Source organism: Sphingopyxis panaciterrae, assembly GCF_011762125.1.
GTDB classification, from domain to species: domain Bacteria; phylum Pseudomonadota; class Alphaproteobacteria; order Sphingomonadales; family Sphingomonadaceae; genus Sphingopyxis; species Sphingopyxis panaciterrae.
Genome location: NZ_JAASQN010000007.1, coordinates 24,036 through 41,946, shown reverse-complemented (window position 1 = coordinate 41,946; position 17,911 = coordinate 24,036). Strand labels below are relative to the sequence as shown.

The window sequence follows — 17,911 nt, the reverse complement described above, 5'->3', positions numbered from 1 at the left end:
TTATGGAATGGTTTGCGATCAGCGGCTTTGCAGTTTGAAGATATAGGAGGCTTTGATCGCCTTCTCGAATTCCCTGCGCCGCTTCTGCTGATCCTTCGTCCGGTCCAAAGCCTGTTTGGCCTGATCCACATCGCGCTTGCGGGCGGCGACAACGGATTGCTCAGGTGTCAGCGGCTTCTTCGGTTTCTTGGGTTTGGTGGCAGCAAATTCGTAAAATCTCATATCGTATTTATGCTTGCCAAGTTTCAATATTGATTTTAATAGCTTAGCTATGAATTAGCCTGCAACAGATATGCAGCAGGTTTGCGTTATTTTTATTTAATCTTTATAATTCAATGCGATAACTCATAGTTTAAGTTATCGAAGCGCTAATCACTTTCCTTCGTCGACGGACGGAGAAACGGAAAAGGCGGTCCAGCGATGGGCCGCCTTTTTTGTTTGGTCATGTTGTTTGCGAAGCCGGGCGGATGGCGGCATTGCGGCAGGGAGCGGACGTTGAATTTCCCATCCCGCTTGCGGGAGGGGAGATGAACGGCAGCTATCGGCCGGTAACGGACACTCCGTGGGAAACCGGAGCGTCAGATAAACGGATCATAGGCCCATTGCAGCAGCGCCTGCCGCTGGCGCGGGCGGCAGAAGATGTCGCCGGGGTCGCAATTGGCGCGGATCTGGCCGGCATGGCGCGCGAAGCCGCGCCAGCGCTTGATCTGGATCGCATCGATGTCGGGCAGGCGGCGGCCCATATAATAGCGGCAATACCATTGGAACCAGCCGCGCGGATCGGGGCCGTAAATCCACCCCTTGTCGCGCCACACCGACAGCGGCTGCCGGCTCTTCACCCCGAAATAGTTCAGCTCTGCGTCGGCGATGTCGGCGGTCTTCGCCTTTTTGAACCATGATTTTGGAAATTCGGCCGTGCAGTCGTTGCAATATTTGCCCTCGAAAACCCCCATTTCCAGCATCTCCTGCGGCGTGAAATGCGGGGTGAAATCGGGTTCGAAATCCTGTCCGGCGCGCGCCGTCAGGCGATAGCTATAGCCCGACTGCATCCGGTCGTTCACATGGACCAGCCGGCCCTTCTTCTCGTTCACAGCAACTCCAGACTTCCCAGCATCAGCGCCTGGCGCGCCGGGCGTTCGGCCATGACTGCGAACATTTCGTCGCCGCGTGTCGTGCGCTCGACGCTCATCGAGGCGAAGATCGCCATGAAATAACCGCTCAAGGCCCCGATGCGATAGTCGATCCACAACGCTTCGGCATCACTTTCGATGCCCTTGGAGTCCAGCGCCGCGATCCAATGGTCGAAGGCGGGGCGGTCGGCGGCCGCGCGCGCGGCGGGGTCGGCGATGCTGGTGCCGACCAGATAGGCGAGGTCGCTCGCGCCGCTGCCGCGCCCGAGCGTCTGCCAGTCGACGAGCCAGCATTGCGCGCCGCCGGGGGCGAACAGGATATTGTCGATGCGCAGGTCGCCATGGACGATTGTCCGCGCCGCGGGGGTGCGCGCCAGATAGGCGTCGAGCCGGTCGACGATGGCGGCGCCGAGATCGAGCAGTTCGGGTGCTAACCGCGCCGCATAACGCTCGCGGAAGCCGAGGTAGAATTGCGGGAACAGGCTCCGGATCAGCTCTCCATTGTCGCGCGACAGCCAGGGCAGGGTTTCGAGCCGCGCGTCGTTCCACAGCAGCGCGTGCAACCCGGCCGCCGCGTCGATACACGGCCGCAGTCCGGCGAGGTCGAGCCCGGCAAGCTGGTCGCCTTGCCGCGCGGGAGCAAGGTCCGACAGGATCAGGATGAAGTCGACGTCGTTCGAGGCAATGTCGGCGTGGTAACAATGCGGCGCCGCGACCCCGCTGCCCGCCGCCAGTTCGCGGTACCAGCTCACTTCCTTGACATAAGTGCCGGTGAGCGCGGCGATATTGCGGCTCGCCGCGTCATGGCTCGGGCATTTGGCGACGACGCTCGCGGGCGCATCGATGCCGTCCGCCCAGTCGAGGGTTAGGCGGAAGCTGTCGCACATCTGGCCGGTCCCGACGGGCGTCGCGGTAAAACCATGTAGTGCGCCCGCTTCCTGCCCCAGTTTTTCCGCCAGCCACGCCGGCGTCATCGCGCCGGGCGAGGTCGGGAAGCTCATGGTGCGGGGTCCAGCAGGCCCGTGAGGCCGCTCGGCGCGTGCGGGCCGACGAACAATTGTTCGAGCACGCCGGCCCCGCTGTCGCTGCGGTCGCCGTCGGCGAGGTCGGCGCGCACCAGCGCCTGGACATGCATCGCCAGCGGATTGCCCCACTGGCGTTCGGCATCGGACAGGCTGTCATACGCGACCTCCAGCTCGCCATGGTCGAAACCATGGCCCCAGACGGGGTGCGTATAACCGAGCCCGCTCATCGCGAACATCGGCCCGGTCGGGGTCAGCGCCAGCCGGGTCGAGCGATCCAAATCGGCGGTCAGCCTGCGCATCCGGCGCGTTCCCGGCTGCCACTCGGCGATAAAGGCCGGGTCGGCGAAATGACGCTCGCCGCCATCGCCGCCGGCCAGCACCGCGCGGCGGTTCCACGGACGGCCTTCGCCGTCGTCGTTGCTGTGGAAGAAGAGCGAGCGGTCGGCGAAGTTGCACGGTGTCCACAGCCAGAAGAATTGGCTGAAATTGCCCTGCGGCGGCGGCTGGGGTTCGGCGGCGCCGACGGGGCGGATGCCCCAGCTCCGGTCGCGCGTGCCGGCCCAGCCGGCGTCGACATCGACCCGCGCGCCGTCGACCGACAGCCAGCCCGACCAATGGCCGTTCTGCGTCATCCGCGTATAGTCCATGAACAGGCGCGTGCCATTGCGGCGCGTGAAGCGCGGCTCCTCGATCGGGAAATGGCGCGCGGTGAAATGGAGTTCGGCAGCGAGCGGGCCGTCGTTCGCGGCGATGCGCAAGGTCAGCCGTTCGAGCGGCGCATCGATGGCGATCGCGATCGGACCGACCGCGAGGTCGAGCCGCTCGCCGCCCGACCGGCGGCTCGCGCGCAGATTATGCTGAACGCCGTCAACGAGCACGCAGAAGGCCGCGTCGACGATGCCGAGCTGCGGATAAAAGCCCATCGCCGCGGCGAAAAACACCGATCCGTCGGGCGAATAGCCGTTGAAAAAATAGCGGTCGTAAAAATTGCGGTCGGTGCCGGCAAAGGCCATCGGCTCGGCGCTCTGGTGCAGCGGGAAATCATCGCCTTTTGTCAGCATCGTTCCTCATCCCGTTTTTTGTTGCAACCTAACGGGATAGCAAGGTGCGTCAATGGGCGTGCATCGATGGGGCCGCGTCAATGCACCGGCGGATCGACCGGGGGCACGGCGCCCACCGGCGCGACAGGCTCGCCGGGTGCGCGCGGAGGCAGCGCATCGGATGGCACGTCGGCAATCTGCATGTCGGGGGTCGGAACCTTTTCGACGTTGCGGACACGGACGCTGAGCGCCCCGTCCACCAGACGCAGTTCGTTGAAGCTTGGCGGCGTCGACCGGATGCGCTGCGACAGGGTGCCGGCGCCGATCATGCGGATCGGACCCGCCGGCGTCGACTGGACGAGGTCGAAGGCGTCGTGGACATGGCCGGTCAGAACCCCCGCGACGCGCCGTTCGGCGAGCGCCTGAAGCGCGCGGGCGCCGCCGCGGGTCAGCGCGCGGCCGCGCGTTCCCGCTTCGACCAGCGGATGATGCGCGGTGACGAGTACGGTCGTCCCGGCGGGAAGCGCGTCGATGGCCGCCACTGTCCTGGCGAGCGCCTTTTTCGTCACCCAGCCCTTCGACCAGTCGAGCCGCCACTGCGCGCGTGCCGTGGTCTTGAGCGGCACGACGGCGACGCCGGGCAGGTCGAGTTCGCGCTCGACCAGTCGCTCGATCCCCCGAATGCGGCGATAGGGGTAGAAGAAGCGGGCGATCGGGTTGAAATAGGGCAGGTCATGATTACCGACCTCGACCGTTACCGGCATGTCGAGCGCACCGATCCAGTCACAGGCGGCGGCAAATTCGCGGGTCCGCGCGCGCATCGTCAGATCGCCGGTGATCAGCACGGCGTCGGGCTGTTCGCGGCGGACGAGACCCTTGAACCAGTCGAGCGCGGCGCGGTCTTCGAGCCCGAAATGCAGGTCGCTGATATGGAAAAGCCGGGTCATGACGTCGCGATGAAATCGACCGCACTGGCCCCGATCGCAAAGCGCGCGGGCGAGGATGTTTCGCGGAGCTCGCCATCATATTCGAGGCTGATCGGCCGTTCGCTTTCGAGGATGATCGTCTCGCCGGCGGCGAGCTCCTCGCTCGGCCCGTCGCGAAAGTCGCCGCCGAGCCAGGCCAGGCCGTGGCGCAGCACGTCGGCGGTGCCCTCGGTCAGGATGCCGTCGGCGCGCAGGCCCTGCTCGGTGGGGGTCAGGATGATCGCGGGATAGGTTTTTTCCTGCCCCGCGACGCGAACGCCCGGCGCGTTCAGCATGGCGTCGAGCGCGTCCGGCGCGGCGCCCGCCGCCTCGATCAACCCGTCCTGCCGCATCGTTTCGCGCACCTCGGCCCAGCGCGTTGCGGGCCCTGCGACGACGGTGATGAACGCGTCGCCCGCGTCGCTGCGGACGATCGGCACCGGCGTGCGGCGGCCCTTGCCCGCAAGCGCCTCGGTCAGGATATCGGGCGCCGGGCGGTCGCCGTGGAGCGCCTTCGACAACAGGTTGAGCGTGCCGCCGGGAAGCGGCAGGACGGCGCCGTCCCAGCCCGCCGCGCCGCTCGCGGCGGCGTTGATCGTCCCGTCGCCGGTCCAGACAAGCAACAGGTCGATGCTTTGCCGTTTCAGTTCATTTGCATCCGGAATATCGTCATCGGGAAGCGCAAAGGTCACGGCGAGCGGCGCCCCGGCGGCGCGGCAGCGTTCGACGATTTGTTGGAGAACGGCTTCGTCATGGCTGCCGCTCTGGCTGTTGCAGACAAGGGCGGGGCGGGTGAAAGCGCTGGTCATGGCCCTTCCTACGCATGACGGCGCAAAAGGTCACCTGAACCCGTCATCCGGGCGAAGGCCGGGACCTCGACATTGCAATATGACGCAGAATTATGGACGCATCTATGGCACCGCTTGTTTGCTGGACCGCGGCCCTGTAGGGCGCAGACCCTGTGGCGATGGCTAAGAGAATGCGGTTGATCAAATTCCTGATAGTCGTGGGTCTGCTGGTCCTGTTCTTCGGCGGCGGGACGCGGATGATCCTGGCGGGCGGCGCCAAGTCGCTCAATCTTGGCGACAAGCTGCTCGGCGACGGCGATGGCGCGACCCTGCAGGTCGCGGGGCAGCCCTATGGATCCGGCGACCGCAACAAGCTCAACATCTGGGTGCCGACGGGGACGAAGCAGGGCGACCGGCTGCCGGTGCTCGTCTTCCTCTATGGCGGCGGCTGGTACAGCGGCGCGCGCGACGATTATGGCTTTGCCGGGCGCGCCTTTGCCAAGCAGGGCTTCCTTGTCGTGATCCCCGACTATCGCATCGTCCCCGAGGGCCATTGGCCCGACTTTCTGCAGGACAGCGCGGCGGCGGTGGCGTGGACCGAAAGGCATATTGCGGCCTATGGCGGCGATCCCGGCCGGATCGCGCTGTCGGGCCATTCGGCAGGCGCCTATAATGCGGTGATGCTCGCGCTCGACCCGCAATGGATGAAGGCCGCGGGCAGCGATGCGTCGGTGATCCGCGGCGTCGCGGCACTCGCGGGTCCCTATGATTTCCTGCCGTTCGAAAAGGGCGGCCGCGCTGATGTCGCGATGGGCGATATCCGTCCCGCCGAACGGACGCAGCCGATCCACTTCGTCCGCGCCGACGCGCCGCCCTTATGGCTCGGCCATGGCACCGCCGACACGGTGGTGCGCGTCCGCAACAGCCAGAATCTGGCGGCGGCGCTGCAGCGGGCCGGCGGGTCGGCGACGCTGCGCACTTACGAGGGGCTGAGCCACAACGACCTCGTCATGGCGCTCACCGGGCCGCTGGCATATAAAGGCCCGATCCTGTCCGACGCGACCGACTTCCTGCGCGGCGCGACCGCGCGGCGGCTGTCTGCGGCGCCATGAGCGCGCTGATCCCCGCTATCGTCATGGCCGGCAGCCGGCCCGGCCCCGACCCGCTGCTGACCGGCAGCGGTGTGTCGACCAAGGCGCTGCTGCCGATCGCGGGCCGGCCGATGCTGGTCCATGTCGTGCGCGCGCTCCGCGCTTCACCGCGCGTCGGGCCGATCACGGTGCTGGCGCAGAACAGCGCCGAGCTGGCCGCCGAACCGGGGCTCGCCGGGATCAGCGGCCTGCATTTCCGGGACTCAGGCGCCGGAATCAGCAGTTCGCTCGCCGCGGCGCTGCCCGCGGGGGACGATCCGCTGCTGGTCACGACCGCCGACAATGTGCTGCTGACCCCGACGATGATCGCCGCGTTTCTGGCGGGCGCCGAGGACAGCGACGTCGCGGTGGCGATGGTCGAAAAGGACGTACTGCTCGCGCGCTATCCCGAATCGAAGCGAACCTGGCTGAAGTTTCGCGGCGGCTGGTGGTCGGGGGCGAACATGTTCCGCCTGCGCGGGCGCCGCGTGCTGCCGTTGCTCGACTTCTGGGGGCGGATCGAGCGCGACCGCAAGAAAGGGCTGAAGATCATTGCGGCGTTCGGTCCGTGGCTGCTGATCGGCGCGCTCTTGCGCCTGTTCACGATCCAGCAGGGGATTGCGCGCGCCGGGATGCGTTTCGGGCTCAAGGCCAGGGTGGTCCCGATGTCCGAGGGCGAGGCGTGCATCGATGCCGACAAGCCCGTCGATATCGAATTGATCGAGAAGATTATGGCGGCGCGTCAGGCCGCTGCCAGCGCCTGATCCACCGCCGCCGTCGCGATCGCGAGTTCTTCTTCATAGGGAAGCGTCGCGTCGATATCGACGATCGGCGCGCCGTTGAAGGTCAGCATGGGCACCGTCTCGACCTTGCGCGTGATCAGCGCGCGGTCGTGGTCGGGTTTGCGCGCCATGACCGTGTCGACATCGACATGCAGGCGGATGACCAGCGTCGGGACATAGGCCGCCATTTCGGCATAGAGCGCGCGCTCCTCCGCCTGCATCGCGGCAAGGCGGGCATTCGGGGCGCGGCCGGCGAGGATCGGGCCGTCATGGAGACCGGGCACTTCCAGCTGGGGGTAGCGGTCGGTGACGATGGTGATGCCCGCGCGGCGGCGGTCGACCAGCCCCGCAAACTTTGCGCGGCGCTTCTGCGACTTGTTCAGCGCATAGCGCGCCGCGAGCATGCCGGGGATCGGTGCGCCGGGCTCGCGGAGTTTATCGGCGATGCCGTCGAGGAAGCGGTGGAGCGGCGGACCGATGACCGGCCAGCGCCCGATGCGCCGGCCCTGCTCGCCCGACCCGAGGCCAAGATAGCCGCTTTCGGCTATCCGCGTCCGCCGGACATGCGCGAGCAGATCGGCCGACAGGGTCGATTTCCCCGACCCGTCGCTGCCGACGACTGCGATCAGGGGAGCGAGATCGCCCCCCATCAATTCAGCTCAATTCCTTGAAGAAGCCGACCATCTTCAGCCCGCCGATGATGAAGCGGATCACGACAAGCGCGGCAAAGGCATAGACCCAGGTCCACTGCTGCGGGGTCAGCGCGTCGAAATTGAAGTCGAGCCGCGCGAACCAGGTCAGGAACACCGTGGTGGCGAGCAGGAACAGCTTATTCTGTTCGCGCCAGATCATCCGCTTCCACCAGAAGGGATATTTGGGTTTGATCCAGCCGTGGAGGCGCGGGAGGAGCGCGGGAACGTCCTTGGCCCATTCGGCATGCGCGGCGCCGAACTTCTCGCGAAGGAATTCTTCTTCGTAGATCGAGATCCGCTCGTAGATCAGGATGCCGAGCAGAAAGACGATCGCGCCGAACACCCAGCTGCCCGACAGCATCGCGAGGCCGGTGAAGTTGAGAATGCGGCCGACATAGAGCGGGTTGCGCACCAGGCTGTACGGGCCTGTCGTGTTGAGTTCGCTCGCTTCGGCGGCGACCTTGGCGCGGCCCGAGGTGCCGAGCGCGGCCCAGCCGCTGGTGAAGACACGGACGATGGCGCCGGCGCTAGCGACGCCGAGCGAGAGCCAGAACCAGGCGCAATCGCCGGTGGCGGTCTGGAACGGACCCCAATCCTGCGCTACCCATGCGATCAAGACAGAGATCGCGATGGTGATGTAGATATAGGTGCCGCGAATGAAAAAGAGCCGCTTGCCGCTGCGGGCGAGTTCTTGCTGATACATGGGTATTCCGCCTGTTGGCCGCATCGCGGCGTCAAAAGTGGCGACCCCTCTAGCAGAATTTACGGCCAAAATAAGACCGTCTCTGTCAACGGCTAGACCAGCCGCAACTTCCGGGCCGTCTTGCCCAGCGAGGCGCGGTCGGCATGCGGCAGGGCGAAGCGCATCGACAGCCAGATCGATCCGGCGGCAATGGCGGCGATCAGCGGCAGCGCGATCGGGTCGGGCAGCCGGCTCGCGAGCAGCGCGACGGCGCCTCCTGCCAGCGTGATGCCGAGCCCGCGCAGCGCGACCAGCGGGAATTGCGCGTCGAACGGATGGAGTTTTTCATTGAGCGCCAGCTGGGCCATCGGCACACCCGCCATCACGACGAGCCCGATCGACATCGCCAGCGTCACTCCGGTCAGCGCATCCATATGGCCGACGATCAGCCAGCCGGCCCCGACCGCGACGATCACGCCGAAGATGCTCGCGGTGAGCTGGTGGCGGAAGGCGGCGACGACCTGCAGCACCGGCATCGAAATGCCGAGCACCGCTTCGAGCGCACGTGCGAAGAGCAGGATGACGACCGCGGCCTGTGCAACATCAGCCTGGTGCCCGAACAGGCTGAGCAGCGACGCGCTGCCCGCCGCGAGCACCGCGGCAAGCGGCAGGGCGATTGCCGCGATCAGCCGCGTCGCATAGGCGTAGATGTCGGCGACCTGCGCGCGATCCTCGCGCTCGGCGCTGGCCGCCAGCGGTGCCATCACATAGACGAAGGCGATGCGGACGAGCTGGACGACGCTCGACAGCTTGCGCGCGATCGTGAACAGCCCCGATGCCGCAGCGCCGGCGGCGCCGGGCAGTAACAGGTTGAGGATCAGCGCCGGGGCGTCGCCGAACAGGCGCGCGATGATGTTCGATGGCAGGATCGACAGCCCCGCCCAGAACGTATTGCGCGTGGTTTCGCTGACCCACGGCCCGCGCCCCAGATCGGCAAAGCTGTAATAGCGCCGGAGCAGACGGACACAGAGGATCGCGGTGATCGCCAGCGAACAAAGATGCGCGATGAACAGCCCCTTGAGCCCGAGCCCGCCGGCAAAGAACAGCCCGGCGAACACCAGCCGCATGATCTGTTCCCAAACGATGCGCAGGCGGATTTCGGCACCGAACACCATGCGCGCGCGCATCGCCGAGGTCGCGATCTCGACGAACGCCCAGAGGGGCAGCGCCCAGACGAACAGCTGGATCGCGGGGGTGACGAGCGCGCGATCCTTGTCGGCGACGTTGAGCAGCGGGGCGAGGTCGGCGGCGAAGAGCGCGATCAGGCCTGCGACGACCAGGCACGGCCCGACCCCGAAGATCATCGCGGTGCGCAGCGCCGCCGCGGCGTCGGCATCGCTTGCGGACTGGGGCACGGTGCGCTGCATCGCGCTCGTCATCCCGGTATCGAAGATATTCTCGAGCAGGTTGATCGTTGCCCAGAGCACGGCATAGAGGCCGTAACCCGCGAGCCCGAACATCAGCACGTACAGCGGCTGTGCGACGATCTCGACCACCGCGCCGAGCCGCGCAAGCACGGTCGTGCCAAGCCCGCGCGCGACGCTGCGGCTGGTAACGGCGGGCGGTGCGGCGGCGTCTTCGCTCATCCTGGCGCCCCTAGCGCCTTGCCTTCGCCGCCGCCAGCGGCTTTCACGCTTTGCGCCATCCAACCCCTTGCCGACTCTGCCAATCGGGTCTAGTCGGACCCCCAATTGCATAGGGGAACCGCGACATGGCCGAATTCCGTCTGCCCAAGAACAGCCGCCCGCAGAAGACGGGCAAGGTCCACAAGGCCGAGGGCGCCGCGGCCGTGAAGACATTCAAAGTCTATCGCTACGACCCCGACAGCGGCGAAAATCCCCGCTTCGATACATTCGAGATCGACACCGAAAAATGCGGCCCGATGGTGCTCGACGCGCTGATCAAGATGAAGAGCGAGCAGGACAGCTCGCTGACCTTCCGCCGTTCGTGCCGCGAAGGCATTTGCGGCAGCTGTTCGATGAACATGAACGGCAAGAACGGCCTTGCCTGCACCACCGCGATCGAGGATCTGAAGGGCGACGTCACGATCACCCCGCTGCCGGCGATGGACGTGATCAAGGACCTTGTCCCCGATTTCACCCATTTCTACGCGCAATATGCGTCGATCGAGCCGTGGCTGAAGACCAAGACGACGACGCCCAGCGGCAAGGAACGGCTGCAGTCGCCCGCCGAGCGCGAAAAGCTCGATGGGCTTTACGAATGCATCCTGTGCGCCTGCTGCTCGACGAGCTGCCCGAGCTATTGGTGGAACAGCGACAAGTTCCTGGGCCCCGCGATCCTGCTCCAGGCTTATCGCTGGCTCGCCGACAGCCGCGACGAGATGACCGGCGAGCGGCTCGACGAGCTCGAAGATCCGTTCCGCCTCTATCGCTGCCATACGATCATGAACTGCTCGAACGCCTGCCCCAAGGGGCTGAGCCCGGCGCGCGCGATCGCTGAGATCAAGAAGCTGGAAGCCGAGCGGCAGGTCTGATGCGCTTCGGGCTGCCGGCGCTGGTCGCGCTGGCGCTCGCGGGGTGTGCCGCCCATCCAACTGCCCAAAGCGTTGCTATGCCCCGCACCTATGCGCACGGCATCGGCGGGGCGACCTTCCTGATCGGCGGCACCTTCGCACCCGGCCGCGCCCCCGACGGCAACAGCCTGATCCTCTACGGACCCGAGGGTGCCTTTGTGATCGACACAGGGCGACACGTCGAGCATCTCACTGCGATCAAGCAGGGACTGAGCGGAATCGGCATGACCCCCGTCGCGATCGTCAACACGCATTGGCATCTCGATCATGTCAGCGGCAATCCGGCGCTGAAGGCGGCCTATCCGGATATCAGGGTTTATGGCACGTCGGCGATCGACGGGGCGTTGGCGGATTTCCTTGCGAAAAGCGCCGAAGCGTCGCGCAAGGCGCTGGCCGACGGCGCCGTGCGGGCAAGTGCGATACCCGAGGTCGAAGGCGACCTTGCGACGATCGCGCGCGGAGCGGAACTGCGGCCTGACGTGATCGTCGATGAATCGCGCGATATGGCGATCGCCGGCCGGCCGCTGTCGCTGCGCGTCGTGCGTCATGCCGTGACCGCGCGCGACTTGTGGATTTATGATGCGGCGGAGAAGCGCGCGATCGTCGGCGATCTGGTGACGTTTCCCGTGCCTTTCCTCGATACCGCCTGTCCGGAAGGCTGGCTGGAGGCGCTGGGCGGGGTCGCAGCGTCGGGGGCCGAATCAGGTGGTGCCGGGGCACGGGCCGCTGATGGACATCGCCGATTTCAATCGTTGGCGGGGTGCATTTTCCGATTTTATCGCTTGCGCGAAAGGGGCGGGCGCGCTTGAGGACTGTTCGGCGGGCTGGCTTGCCGCGACGGCGCGATGGGTCGGCGAGGATCGCCCGCGAACGAAGGCGATGGCCGATTATTATGGCGACCTGGTTCGCTCGGGAAAACTGGATGGATATTGCAAGGCATGAATGACGGGATCGAGGAACCGAAGCGCCGCGACAATTTCAGTGCCGAGGAGGTCGGCGGCGGCTGGCTGAGCTGGAACCTCAAGGACCCAAGCCGCTTCAACGCCTTTATCGAGCCGCTGTCGGTGCGCGCCGAACCAAACACGTCCGACGGCCGTCCCTGCGCGCGCGTTCGCATGATTCCGGAGCGCAAGCACAGCAACCTTGGCGACAATGTCCATGGCGCGGTAACGCTGGCGCTCGTCGATATCGCGCTGTTCGCGGCGTCGCACCAGTTCGGCTCGCTGAATGCCGGTCATTCGGTGACGCTCGACCTGTCGACGCAATTCGTCGGCGCAGGGCGGCTGGGCGAACCATTGGATGCGGTCGTCGAACTGGTGCGCGAGACCGGCCGTCTCATCTTCCTGCGCGGGCTCGTGGTGCAGGGGGAGGGGGACAGTCATATCGTACTGACCTTTGCCGGCACCATTCGCAAGGCGAGCAAGGAGCGCGGCTGATGTCGGTACTTGCCGAATATGACGCGCTGGTCGCGGCGGGCGAGCTCAAGCCCGATACCGAACAGCGCGCCGCCGCCGAGCGGCTGAACCAGCTGCAAAGCGAGCTCGAAGCCGCGCCGCCGCGCGGCAGCCTGCTCTGGCGGATCGCCGGACGCAAACCGCAGGCACCGCGCGGCGTCTATCTGTGGGGCGCGGTCGGCCGCGGCAAATCGATGCTGATGGACCTGTTTTACGATCAGCTGGATATCCAGCGCAAACGCCGGGTCCATTTCCACGCCTTCATGCTCGACGTCCACGCACGGATGCGCGAGGTGCGCAAGACCGAAAGCGGCGACCCGATCCCGCAGGTGGCGGCGGCGCTGGTCGAAAATGTCCGCTGTCTCGCCTTCGACGAAATGGTGGTGAACAACAGCGCTGACGCGATGATCCTGTCGCGCCTGTTCACCGCGCTGATCGAGCATGGAGTGACGGTGGTCGCGACGTCGAACCGGCCGCCAAAGGATCTCTACAAGGACGGACTCAACCGCGAGCATTTCCTGCCCTTCATCGCGCTGGTCGAGGAACGGCTCGACGTGATGGGCCTCAACGGGCCGACCGACTATCGCCGCGACCGGCTGGGCGACGGGGCGCGCTGGTTCGTCCCCGCCGACGAGGCAGCCAGCGCGGCGCTGTCAGCCGCCTTCTTCCGGCTGACCGATTATCCGCCCGAGGATCGTTCCAAGGTGCCGACGCTCGAACTCGATGTCGGGGGCGGGCGGCTGCTCCATGTGCCGAAGGCGCTGAAGGGCGTCGCGGTCTTTTCGTTCAAGCGATTGTGCGGCGAAGCGCGGGGAGCGCCCGATTATCTGGCGGTCGCGCGCCATTTCCATACCGTCATCATCGTCGGCATTCCGCGCATGGGACCCGAAAACCGCAACGAGGCGGCGCGCTTCGTCACGCTCATCGACGCGCTTTACGAGTTCAAGGTCAAGTTGCTGGCCAGCGCTGCGGCGATGCCCGACGCGCTCTATGTCGCCGGCGACGGCGCATTTGAATTCGAGCGGACGGCGAGCCGCCTCGCCGAAATGCAGTCCGACGATTATCTGGCGCTAGGCCACGGCCAGGAGGATGGCGGAGCCGCGGCCTAAGAGTCTGCCCTGAAGAGATTGAAGCCCGCCGCACAGCGGTTACCCTGTGAAGCCCGCCGGACTTCGTCGCGCCGCTGGCAGGGGGCCACCAGCCCCTGCGGCACGCCGCTCCTAGCCGGTGGGCTTCACAGGGCAATCACGGCGCTTCAATCTCTTCAGGGCAGACTCTAAGCCACGGCGAGGAGGATGCCGCCGGCAATCTTCCCCCAGCGTGACGAATTGACGGTCACATAGATGAGGTCGCGGACATAGCGCACCTCGTGCGCCAGATGACCGAGACCCTGTTCGACAACGCGTCGCAGCGTGCGCAGCGGTTTTGGCGCCGCGACCTGGATCCGGCCCGGACGGACGGGCGGCGCGGGCAGGGTGGCAAAGCCGCCGCTGGTCACTCGCGCGTCGTCGGCGATCGCACGGCACAAGGCTTCCATCCGCGCGATGGCAAGGCGGTTGGGAACCTTGCGGTCGCGGCTCAGCAGCTCGAAACTGTGGCTGAACGCCGAAAATTGCATCGCGCCGCTTGCCGCCGAATGGTCGAGTGCGTCGCGCATCTCCTCTTCCGACATCGCACAAAGCTGCGCCGGGCGGAAGCGGTTGGCGCGGTCCATCAGGCCGCTGACCGGGACTTCGCAAATTCCGTGATGCTCGCGCATGCCGAGGTTGCCGGCATCAAGCGAGATGGCGCAGCCGTGCCCTTGATAGGCCCCGTTGAAGCTGCTGTCGAAACGAAAACCCAATGCGGCGAGGGCGCGCAGCGTGTCGTCGTTGGCGCCGAAATTGCCGGCGCGAAACGCCGTCGGCCGCGCCGCGCCGGCACCGACCAATATGTCGCGGGCGAGGGCGATCAGCTTTTTCTGCGCCGCCAGCGGAAAATCGCCGATATTGCGTCCGGTCAGGCGTCCGACGGGATTGAAGTTCGCGAATTTCAGCCATTCGGTATGGATGTGGAGCTGGACCTCATGCCCGCGCGCCACGATCGGCTGCACGATCGCATCGATGATTTCAGGGCCATAGACGAGCGCCGGCATCGGATCGATGAAATAGACACCTAGCAATCCATGGCGGTCGAGGAGATCCATCTGAAAGTGAATACCGAAGTCGCCCTCGCGGCAGCGACCCAGGATCGAGCTGTCGAAATTGGCGCGCGCGTCGACGCCCCGTTGGTAGAGGCCTGCCGACAATTCGGTGTCAAAGCTGATGATTGCGCGCGTCATCGCCGCCAGCCTATCCTCCCTCGGGTATAGGGACGGTTAATCCGGCGCCGCGCCATCGGCTAGAATTGCATGCTCATCGCGACGCCCGCGCCCTTCGTATCCCCCCACGGGATGATCTGGACGCGTTCATTCGCTTTGGTGGTGATCAGATGTCCCGTCGCAGTGCCGATCGCGGCGCCGACGAGGACGTCCCCGACGCGGTGGCGTTTCGCCTCGACGCGCGACAGGCCCACGAACGATGCGACGACATAGGCTGGCAGTCCGACTTCCCAGCCATGGCGGTTGTGCAGCGTCGCGGCGGCGGCGAAGCTTGTCGATGTATGGCCCGACGGAAAGCTCTTGTTGTCGCTGCCGTCGGGGCGGTGCGACGGAAAGGCTTCTTTCATCCCCTGCGTGATCAGCATCGTGCCGCCGATGCTGCCCCCGGCCTGCAGCACGCCTTCCCAATCGCCTTCGACTGCCGGCATGGCGAAGGCCGCGACCATCAAAGCATTTTTGGCGATCGTTCCCGCATCGTCCCAGCCGTTTTCGCTGGCGCTGACAGGCGCTGCGAGGCCGAGCGACAGAGCAATCGCCGCCGTCGGAACAAAGCGGGGTGTGAAAAGTTTCATGTGCGGCATCCTTGCTATGCCGGAGCGGCCTGGCACGCCCGCATGAGGCCGGTTCGATTTTATGCGGCTGTCATGCAAAGGCAAGGAAAAGCCGTCAGGCTTGCAGGAAATCGCCGCTGCTACCATATCCCGATCGATCAAAAATGCTGCCTAATGTTATTGCGAACTATTATCAAAAAAAGGCGGAATTTCGTCCTTTTCGCTGTTGTTTCCTCAAGGGAATCGGCGTAGGGGCGTCGCCAGTCTTGGGACCGGAGCGGAGCTTTAGCCCGTGCTCCCGCCGGTCTGTGAACCAATTGCCGGGCTTGCCAGGAAGGGAGTGCCGCGCGCCATGGGACGCAAGAAGATCGCTTTGATCGGAGCCGGAAATATCGGCGGAACGCTGGCGCTGCTCGCCGCGCAGAAGGAACTTGGCGACGTCGTCCTGTTCGACGTCGTCGAAGGCGTGCCGCAGGGCAAGGCGCTCGATCTGTCGCAGGTCGGTCCGGTCGCCGGCTTTGATGCCAAGATCACCGGATCGAACGACTATGCCGACATTGCCGGCGCCGACGTCATCATCGTCACCGCCGGCGTCGCCCGCAAGCCGGGGATGAGCCGCGACGACCTGCTCGGCATCAACCTGAAGGTCATGAAGGCTGTCGGCGAAGGCATCAAGGCCAACGCCCCCGACGCCTTCGTTATCTGCATCACCAACCCGCTCGACGCGATGGTCTGGGCTCTCCGCGAATTCTCGGGGCTCCCGGCGGGCAAGGTCGTCGGCATGGCCGGCGTGCTCGATTCGGCGCGCTTCAGCCACTTCATCGCCGACGAATTCGACGTGTCGGTGAAGGATGTGAACACCTTCGTGCTTGGCGGTCACGGCGATACGATGGTCCCCGTCACGCGCTATTCGACGGTCAACGGCATCCCCGTTCCCGACCTCGTCAAAATGGGTCTGTCGACGCAAGAGCGTATCGACGCGATCGTCAAGCGCACGCGCGGCGGCGGCGGCGAAATCGTCGCGCTGCTCGGCACGGGTTCGGCGTTTTATGCGCCGGCCGCATCGGGCATCGCGATGGCCGAAGCCTATCTGGCCGACCAGAAGCGCATCCTGCCCTGTGCCGCCTATGTCGACGGCCAGTACGGCCTCGACGGTCTGTATGTCGGCGTGCCCGTGCTGATCGGTGCCGGCGGCGTCGAGAAGGTGGTGGAGATCGAACTCGACGACGCCGACAAGGCCGGGCTTCAGGTATCAGTCGACGCGGTCAAGGAACTGCTCGACGCGTGCAAGGCGCTGGATCCGAGCCTCGCGTAACAAAGCTTGTGCCCCTGCGCAGGCAGGGGCCCATCACCTGCGCTCGAAAGATCGGGCAAGCCGGTGAACCCAATGTCTGGAGATGGGCCCCTGCCTTCGCAGGGGCACGAGAAACGGAACGAAATCAATGTCTATTCTCATCGACAAGAATACCAAGGTCATCACGCAAGGGATGACCGGTGCCACCGGCACCTTTCACACCGAACAGGCGCTCGCCTATGGCACGCAGATGGTCGGCGGCGTCACGCCGGGCAAGGGCGGCACGACGCATATCGGCCTGCCGAACTTCAACACGGTTGAAGAAGCGAAGGCCGCGACCGGCGCGACGGCGAGCTGCATTTACGTGCCGCCGCCGTTCGCCGCCGACTCGATTCTCGAGGCGATCGACGCCGAGATGGAGCTGATCGTCTGCATCACCGAAGGCATTCCGGTGCTCGACATGGTCAAGGTGAAGCGTGCGCTTTCGGGTTCGAAATCGCGCCTCATCGGCCCGAATTGCCCCGGCGTGCTGACGCCCGGCGAATGCAAGATCGGCATCATGCCCGGCAGCATCTTTTCGAAGGGCAGCGTCGGCGTCGTCTCGCGTTCGGGTACGTTGACTTATGAAGCGGTGTTCCAGACGACGAACGTCGGGCTGGGCCAGACGACCGCGGTCGGCATCGGCGGCGACCCCGTCAACGGCACCAACTTCATCGACGTGCTCGAACTCTTCCTCGCTGACGAAGCGACCAAGTCGATCATCATGATCGGTGAAATCGGCGGCGACGCCGAAGAGCAGGCGGCGCAGTTCCTGATCGACGAAGCCAAGCGTGGCCGCAAGAAGCCGATGGCGGGCTTCATCGCGGGCCGCACGGCGCCCCCGGGCCGCCGCATGGGCCACGCCGGCGCGATCGTGTCGGGCGGCAAGGGCGACGCCGAAAGCAAGATCGCGGCGATGGAAGCCGCCGGGATCAAGGTGTCGGCGAGCCCGTCCGAACTCGGCTCGACCCTCGCCGAGGTGCTCAAGGAACGCGTTTGATTATTGCGCCGCTCTCTCATGCTTGTGCCCCTGCGAAGGCAGGGGCCCATCACCCCCCGGGCGATGAATGAAGAGCGGCGCAGTCTACATCATGGCGAACCGCAAGAACGGCGCCATCTATACCGGATCGACTTCGAAGCTGGTGCAGCGCGTTTATCAGCACCGCGAGATGACGATCGAAGGCTTCACGAAGACTCATGGCTGCGTGAAGCTGGTGTGGTTTGAAGTTCATGAGGATTTGCAGGAGGCGCGGCTGCGCGAACTCCAAATTAAGCGTTGGAAACGAAGTTGGAAGGTGCGGATGATCGAGGAAGCGAATCCTGATTGGCGGGATTTGTGGCTCGAAATTCAGGGGTGATGAAGATCAATCCCGCCGGTCCTACGTGG

At 65.4% G+C, this 17,911-nt stretch carries 20 protein-coding genes; 9 read left to right on the top strand and 11 right to left on the bottom strand.

Translation table 11 applies throughout. The annotated features are described in order from the left end of the window. Positions 1-18: 18 nt before the first annotated feature. The 6 genes from FHR22_RS19630 to FHR22_RS19605 form a co-directional block, all read right to left on the bottom strand. On the bottom strand, positions 19-222 hold the full coding sequence (locus FHR22_RS19630; RefSeq protein WP_166945427.1) for a hypothetical protein: 204 nt from the start codon (positions 220-222) through the stop codon (positions 19-21). Between the two features lie 356 nt (positions 223-578). Next, complete coding sequence (locus FHR22_RS19625) at positions 579-1,091, bottom strand: hypothetical protein (RefSeq protein ID WP_208417828.1); 513 nt, start codon at positions 1,089-1,091, stop codon at positions 579-581. Next, on the bottom strand, positions 1,088-2,131 hold the full coding sequence (locus FHR22_RS19620; RefSeq protein WP_166945425.1) for a phosphotransferase family protein: 1,044 nt from the start codon (positions 2,129-2,131) through the stop codon (positions 1,088-1,090). Before FHR22_RS19620 ends, FHR22_RS19625 begins: the two co-directional genes overlap by 4 nt. Beyond that, positions 2,128-3,216, bottom strand: a complete 1,089-nt coding sequence (locus tag FHR22_RS19615; RefSeq protein ID WP_166945423.1) for an Rv3169 family protein — start codon at positions 3,214-3,216, stop codon at positions 2,128-2,130. Before FHR22_RS19615 ends, FHR22_RS19620 begins: the two co-directional genes overlap by 4 nt. 77 nt (positions 3,217-3,293) lie before the next feature. Beyond that, positions 3,294-4,142, bottom strand: a complete 849-nt coding sequence (locus FHR22_RS19610) for a metallophosphoesterase family protein (RefSeq protein WP_166945421.1) — start codon at positions 4,140-4,142, stop codon at positions 3,294-3,296. Beyond that, positions 4,139-4,969: a diacylglycerol/lipid kinase family protein gene (locus tag FHR22_RS19605; RefSeq protein ID WP_166945419.1), complete on the bottom strand. Its 831-nt coding sequence runs from the start codon at positions 4,967-4,969 to the stop codon at positions 4,139-4,141. Before FHR22_RS19605 ends, FHR22_RS19610 begins: the two co-directional genes overlap by 4 nt. Before the next feature lie 170 nt (positions 4,970-5,139). Between FHR22_RS19605 and FHR22_RS19600 the strand changes: the two genes are divergently transcribed. Together FHR22_RS19600 and FHR22_RS19595 are read left to right on the top strand one after the other, a co-directional pair. Next, positions 5,140-6,060 (top strand): alpha/beta hydrolase, encoded by a 921-nt coding sequence (locus FHR22_RS19600; RefSeq protein ID WP_243853894.1) that lies wholly within the window; start codon positions 5,140-5,142, stop codon positions 6,058-6,060. Continuing rightward, positions 6,057-6,842: a nucleotidyltransferase family protein gene (locus FHR22_RS19595; protein ID WP_166945415.1), complete on the top strand. Its 786-nt coding sequence runs from the start codon at positions 6,057-6,059 to the stop codon at positions 6,840-6,842. The genes FHR22_RS19600 and FHR22_RS19595 overlap by 4 nt, the downstream gene beginning before the upstream one ends. Here the strand turns inward: FHR22_RS19595 and FHR22_RS19590 are convergent. The 3 genes from FHR22_RS19590 to FHR22_RS19580 all read right to left on the bottom strand — a co-directional run bounded on the left by FHR22_RS19590 (position 6,821) and on the right by FHR22_RS19580 (position 9,880). Continuing rightward, entirely contained in the window at positions 6,821-7,510 is a 690-nt protein-coding gene (locus FHR22_RS19590) for a nucleoside triphosphate hydrolase (RefSeq protein WP_208417827.1), read from the bottom strand. The two genes, FHR22_RS19595 and FHR22_RS19590, sit on opposite strands and share 22 nt — an antisense overlap. 4 nt (positions 7,511-7,514) lie before the next feature. Next, a complete protein-coding gene (locus tag FHR22_RS19585) occupies positions 7,515-8,255 on the bottom strand; it encodes a methyltransferase family protein (protein WP_166945411.1) in 741 nt (246 codons plus the stop codon). A gap of 92 nt (positions 8,256-8,347) precedes the next feature. After that, positions 8,348-9,880 carry a lipopolysaccharide biosynthesis protein gene (locus tag FHR22_RS19580; RefSeq protein WP_166945409.1) on the bottom strand — a complete coding sequence of 511 codons (1,533 nt, stop codon included), beginning with the start codon at positions 9,878-9,880 and terminating at the stop codon, positions 8,348-8,350. Between the two features lie 125 nt (positions 9,881-10,005). Between FHR22_RS19580 and FHR22_RS19575 the strand changes: the two genes are divergently transcribed. The 4 genes from FHR22_RS19575 to zapE all read left to right on the top strand — a co-directional run bounded on the left by FHR22_RS19575 (position 10,006) and on the right by zapE (position 13,390). Beyond that, complete coding sequence (locus tag FHR22_RS19575; RefSeq protein ID WP_166945407.1) at positions 10,006-10,788, top strand: succinate dehydrogenase iron-sulfur subunit; 783 nt, start codon at positions 10,006-10,008, stop codon at positions 10,786-10,788. Positions 10,789-10,865: 77 nt separating this feature from the next. Continuing rightward, the gene (locus FHR22_RS19570) at positions 10,866-11,636 is read left to right on the top strand and encodes an MBL fold metallo-hydrolase (protein WP_166945405.1); all 771 of its coding nucleotides are present in this window, start codon (positions 10,866-10,868) and stop codon (positions 11,634-11,636) included. Positions 11,637-11,765: 129 nt separating this feature from the next. Continuing rightward, a complete protein-coding gene (locus FHR22_RS19565) occupies positions 11,766-12,263 on the top strand; it encodes a PaaI family thioesterase (RefSeq protein WP_208417826.1) in 498 nt (165 codons plus the stop codon). Next, on the top strand, positions 12,260-13,390 hold the full coding sequence (zapE, locus tag FHR22_RS19560) for a cell division protein ZapE (RefSeq protein WP_166945762.1): 1,131 nt from the start codon (positions 12,260-12,262) through the stop codon (positions 13,388-13,390). The genes FHR22_RS19565 and zapE overlap by 4 nt, the downstream gene beginning before the upstream one ends. A 167-nt stretch (positions 13,391-13,557) precedes the next feature. On the opposite strand, the gene FHR22_RS19555 is transcribed toward zapE, so the two are convergent. Both FHR22_RS19555 and FHR22_RS19550 read right to left on the bottom strand, forming a co-directional pair. Then, positions 13,558-14,601 (bottom strand): polysaccharide deacetylase family protein, encoded by a 1,044-nt coding sequence (locus FHR22_RS19555; RefSeq protein WP_166945403.1) that lies wholly within the window; start codon positions 14,599-14,601, stop codon positions 13,558-13,560. A 59-nt stretch (positions 14,602-14,660) separates the two neighbouring features. Continuing rightward, positions 14,661-15,212, bottom strand: a complete 552-nt coding sequence (locus tag FHR22_RS19550) for a phosphatase PAP2 family protein (protein WP_166945401.1) — start codon at positions 15,210-15,212, stop codon at positions 14,661-14,663. Positions 15,213-15,543: 331 nt separating this feature from the next. On the opposite strand from FHR22_RS19550, the gene mdh reads away from it, so the two are divergent. The 3 genes from mdh (at position 15,544) to FHR22_RS19535 (ending at position 17,882) form a co-directional block, all read left to right on the top strand. After that, positions 15,544-16,506 carry a malate dehydrogenase gene (gene mdh / locus FHR22_RS19545; protein ID WP_166945399.1) on the top strand — a complete coding sequence of 321 codons (963 nt, stop codon included), beginning with the start codon at positions 15,544-15,546 and terminating at the stop codon, positions 16,504-16,506. A gap of 127 nt (positions 16,507-16,633) precedes the next feature. Beyond that, positions 16,634-17,524, top strand: a complete 891-nt coding sequence (sucD, locus tag FHR22_RS19540; RefSeq protein WP_037517798.1) for a succinate--CoA ligase subunit alpha — start codon at positions 16,634-16,636, stop codon at positions 17,522-17,524. A 67-nt stretch (positions 17,525-17,591) separates the two neighbouring features. Next, on the top strand, positions 17,592-17,882 hold the full coding sequence (locus FHR22_RS19535) for a GIY-YIG nuclease family protein (protein ID WP_166945397.1): 291 nt from the start codon (positions 17,592-17,594) through the stop codon (positions 17,880-17,882). Positions 17,883-17,911 lie beyond the last annotated feature (29 nt).

Excerpts from the sequence above, each read along its gene's own strand:
- FHR22_RS19600 (WP_243853894.1), top strand. The coding sequence starts at position 5,140 with ATGCGGTTGATCAAATTCCTGATAGTCGTGGGTCTGCTGGTCCTGTTC.
- FHR22_RS19580 (WP_166945409.1), bottom strand. The coding sequence starts at position 9,880 with ATGAGCGAAGACGCCGCCGCACCGCCCGCCGTTACCAGCCGCAGCGTC.
- FHR22_RS19570 (WP_166945405.1), top strand. The coding sequence starts at position 10,866 with ATGCCCCGCACCTATGCGCACGGCATCGGCGGGGCGACCTTCCTGATC.
- FHR22_RS19550 (WP_166945401.1), bottom strand. The coding sequence starts at position 15,212 with ATGAAACTTTTCACACCCCGCTTTGTTCCGACGGCGGCGATTGCTCTG.
- FHR22_RS19620 (WP_166945425.1), bottom strand. The coding sequence starts at position 2,131 with ATGAGCTTCCCGACCTCGCCCGGCGCGATGACGCCGGCGTGGCTGGCG.
- FHR22_RS19565 (WP_208417826.1), top strand. The coding sequence starts at position 11,766 with ATGAATGACGGGATCGAGGAACCGAAGCGCCGCGACAATTTCAGTGCC.
- FHR22_RS19590 (WP_208417827.1), bottom strand. The coding sequence starts at position 7,510 with ATGGGGGGCGATCTCGCTCCCCTGATCGCAGTCGTCGGCAGCGACGGG.
- FHR22_RS19555 (WP_166945403.1), bottom strand. The coding sequence starts at position 14,601 with ATGACGCGCGCAATCATCAGCTTTGACACCGAATTGTCGGCAGGCCTC.
- FHR22_RS19605 (WP_166945419.1), bottom strand. The coding sequence starts at position 4,969 with ATGACCAGCGCTTTCACCCGCCCCGCCCTTGTCTGCAACAGCCAGAGC.
- FHR22_RS19585 (WP_166945411.1), bottom strand. The coding sequence starts at position 8,255 with ATGTATCAGCAAGAACTCGCCCGCAGCGGCAAGCGGCTCTTTTTCATT.
- FHR22_RS19535 (WP_166945397.1), top strand. The coding sequence starts at position 17,592 with ATGAAGAGCGGCGCAGTCTACATCATGGCGAACCGCAAGAACGGCGCC.
- FHR22_RS19595 (WP_166945415.1), top strand. The coding sequence starts at position 6,057 with ATGAGCGCGCTGATCCCCGCTATCGTCATGGCCGGCAGCCGGCCCGGC.
- mdh (WP_166945399.1), top strand. The coding sequence starts at position 15,544 with ATGGGACGCAAGAAGATCGCTTTGATCGGAGCCGGAAATATCGGCGGA.
- FHR22_RS19615 (WP_166945423.1), bottom strand. The coding sequence starts at position 3,216 with ATGCTGACAAAAGGCGATGATTTCCCGCTGCACCAGAGCGCCGAGCCG.
- FHR22_RS19610 (WP_166945421.1), bottom strand. The coding sequence starts at position 4,142 with ATGACCCGGCTTTTCCATATCAGCGACCTGCATTTCGGGCTCGAAGAC.
- FHR22_RS19575 (WP_166945407.1), top strand. The coding sequence starts at position 10,006 with ATGGCCGAATTCCGTCTGCCCAAGAACAGCCGCCCGCAGAAGACGGGC.
- sucD (WP_037517798.1), top strand. The coding sequence starts at position 16,634 with ATGTCTATTCTCATCGACAAGAATACCAAGGTCATCACGCAAGGGATG.
- FHR22_RS19630 (WP_166945427.1), bottom strand. The coding sequence starts at position 222 with ATGAGATTTTACGAATTTGCTGCCACCAAACCCAAGAAACCGAAGAAG.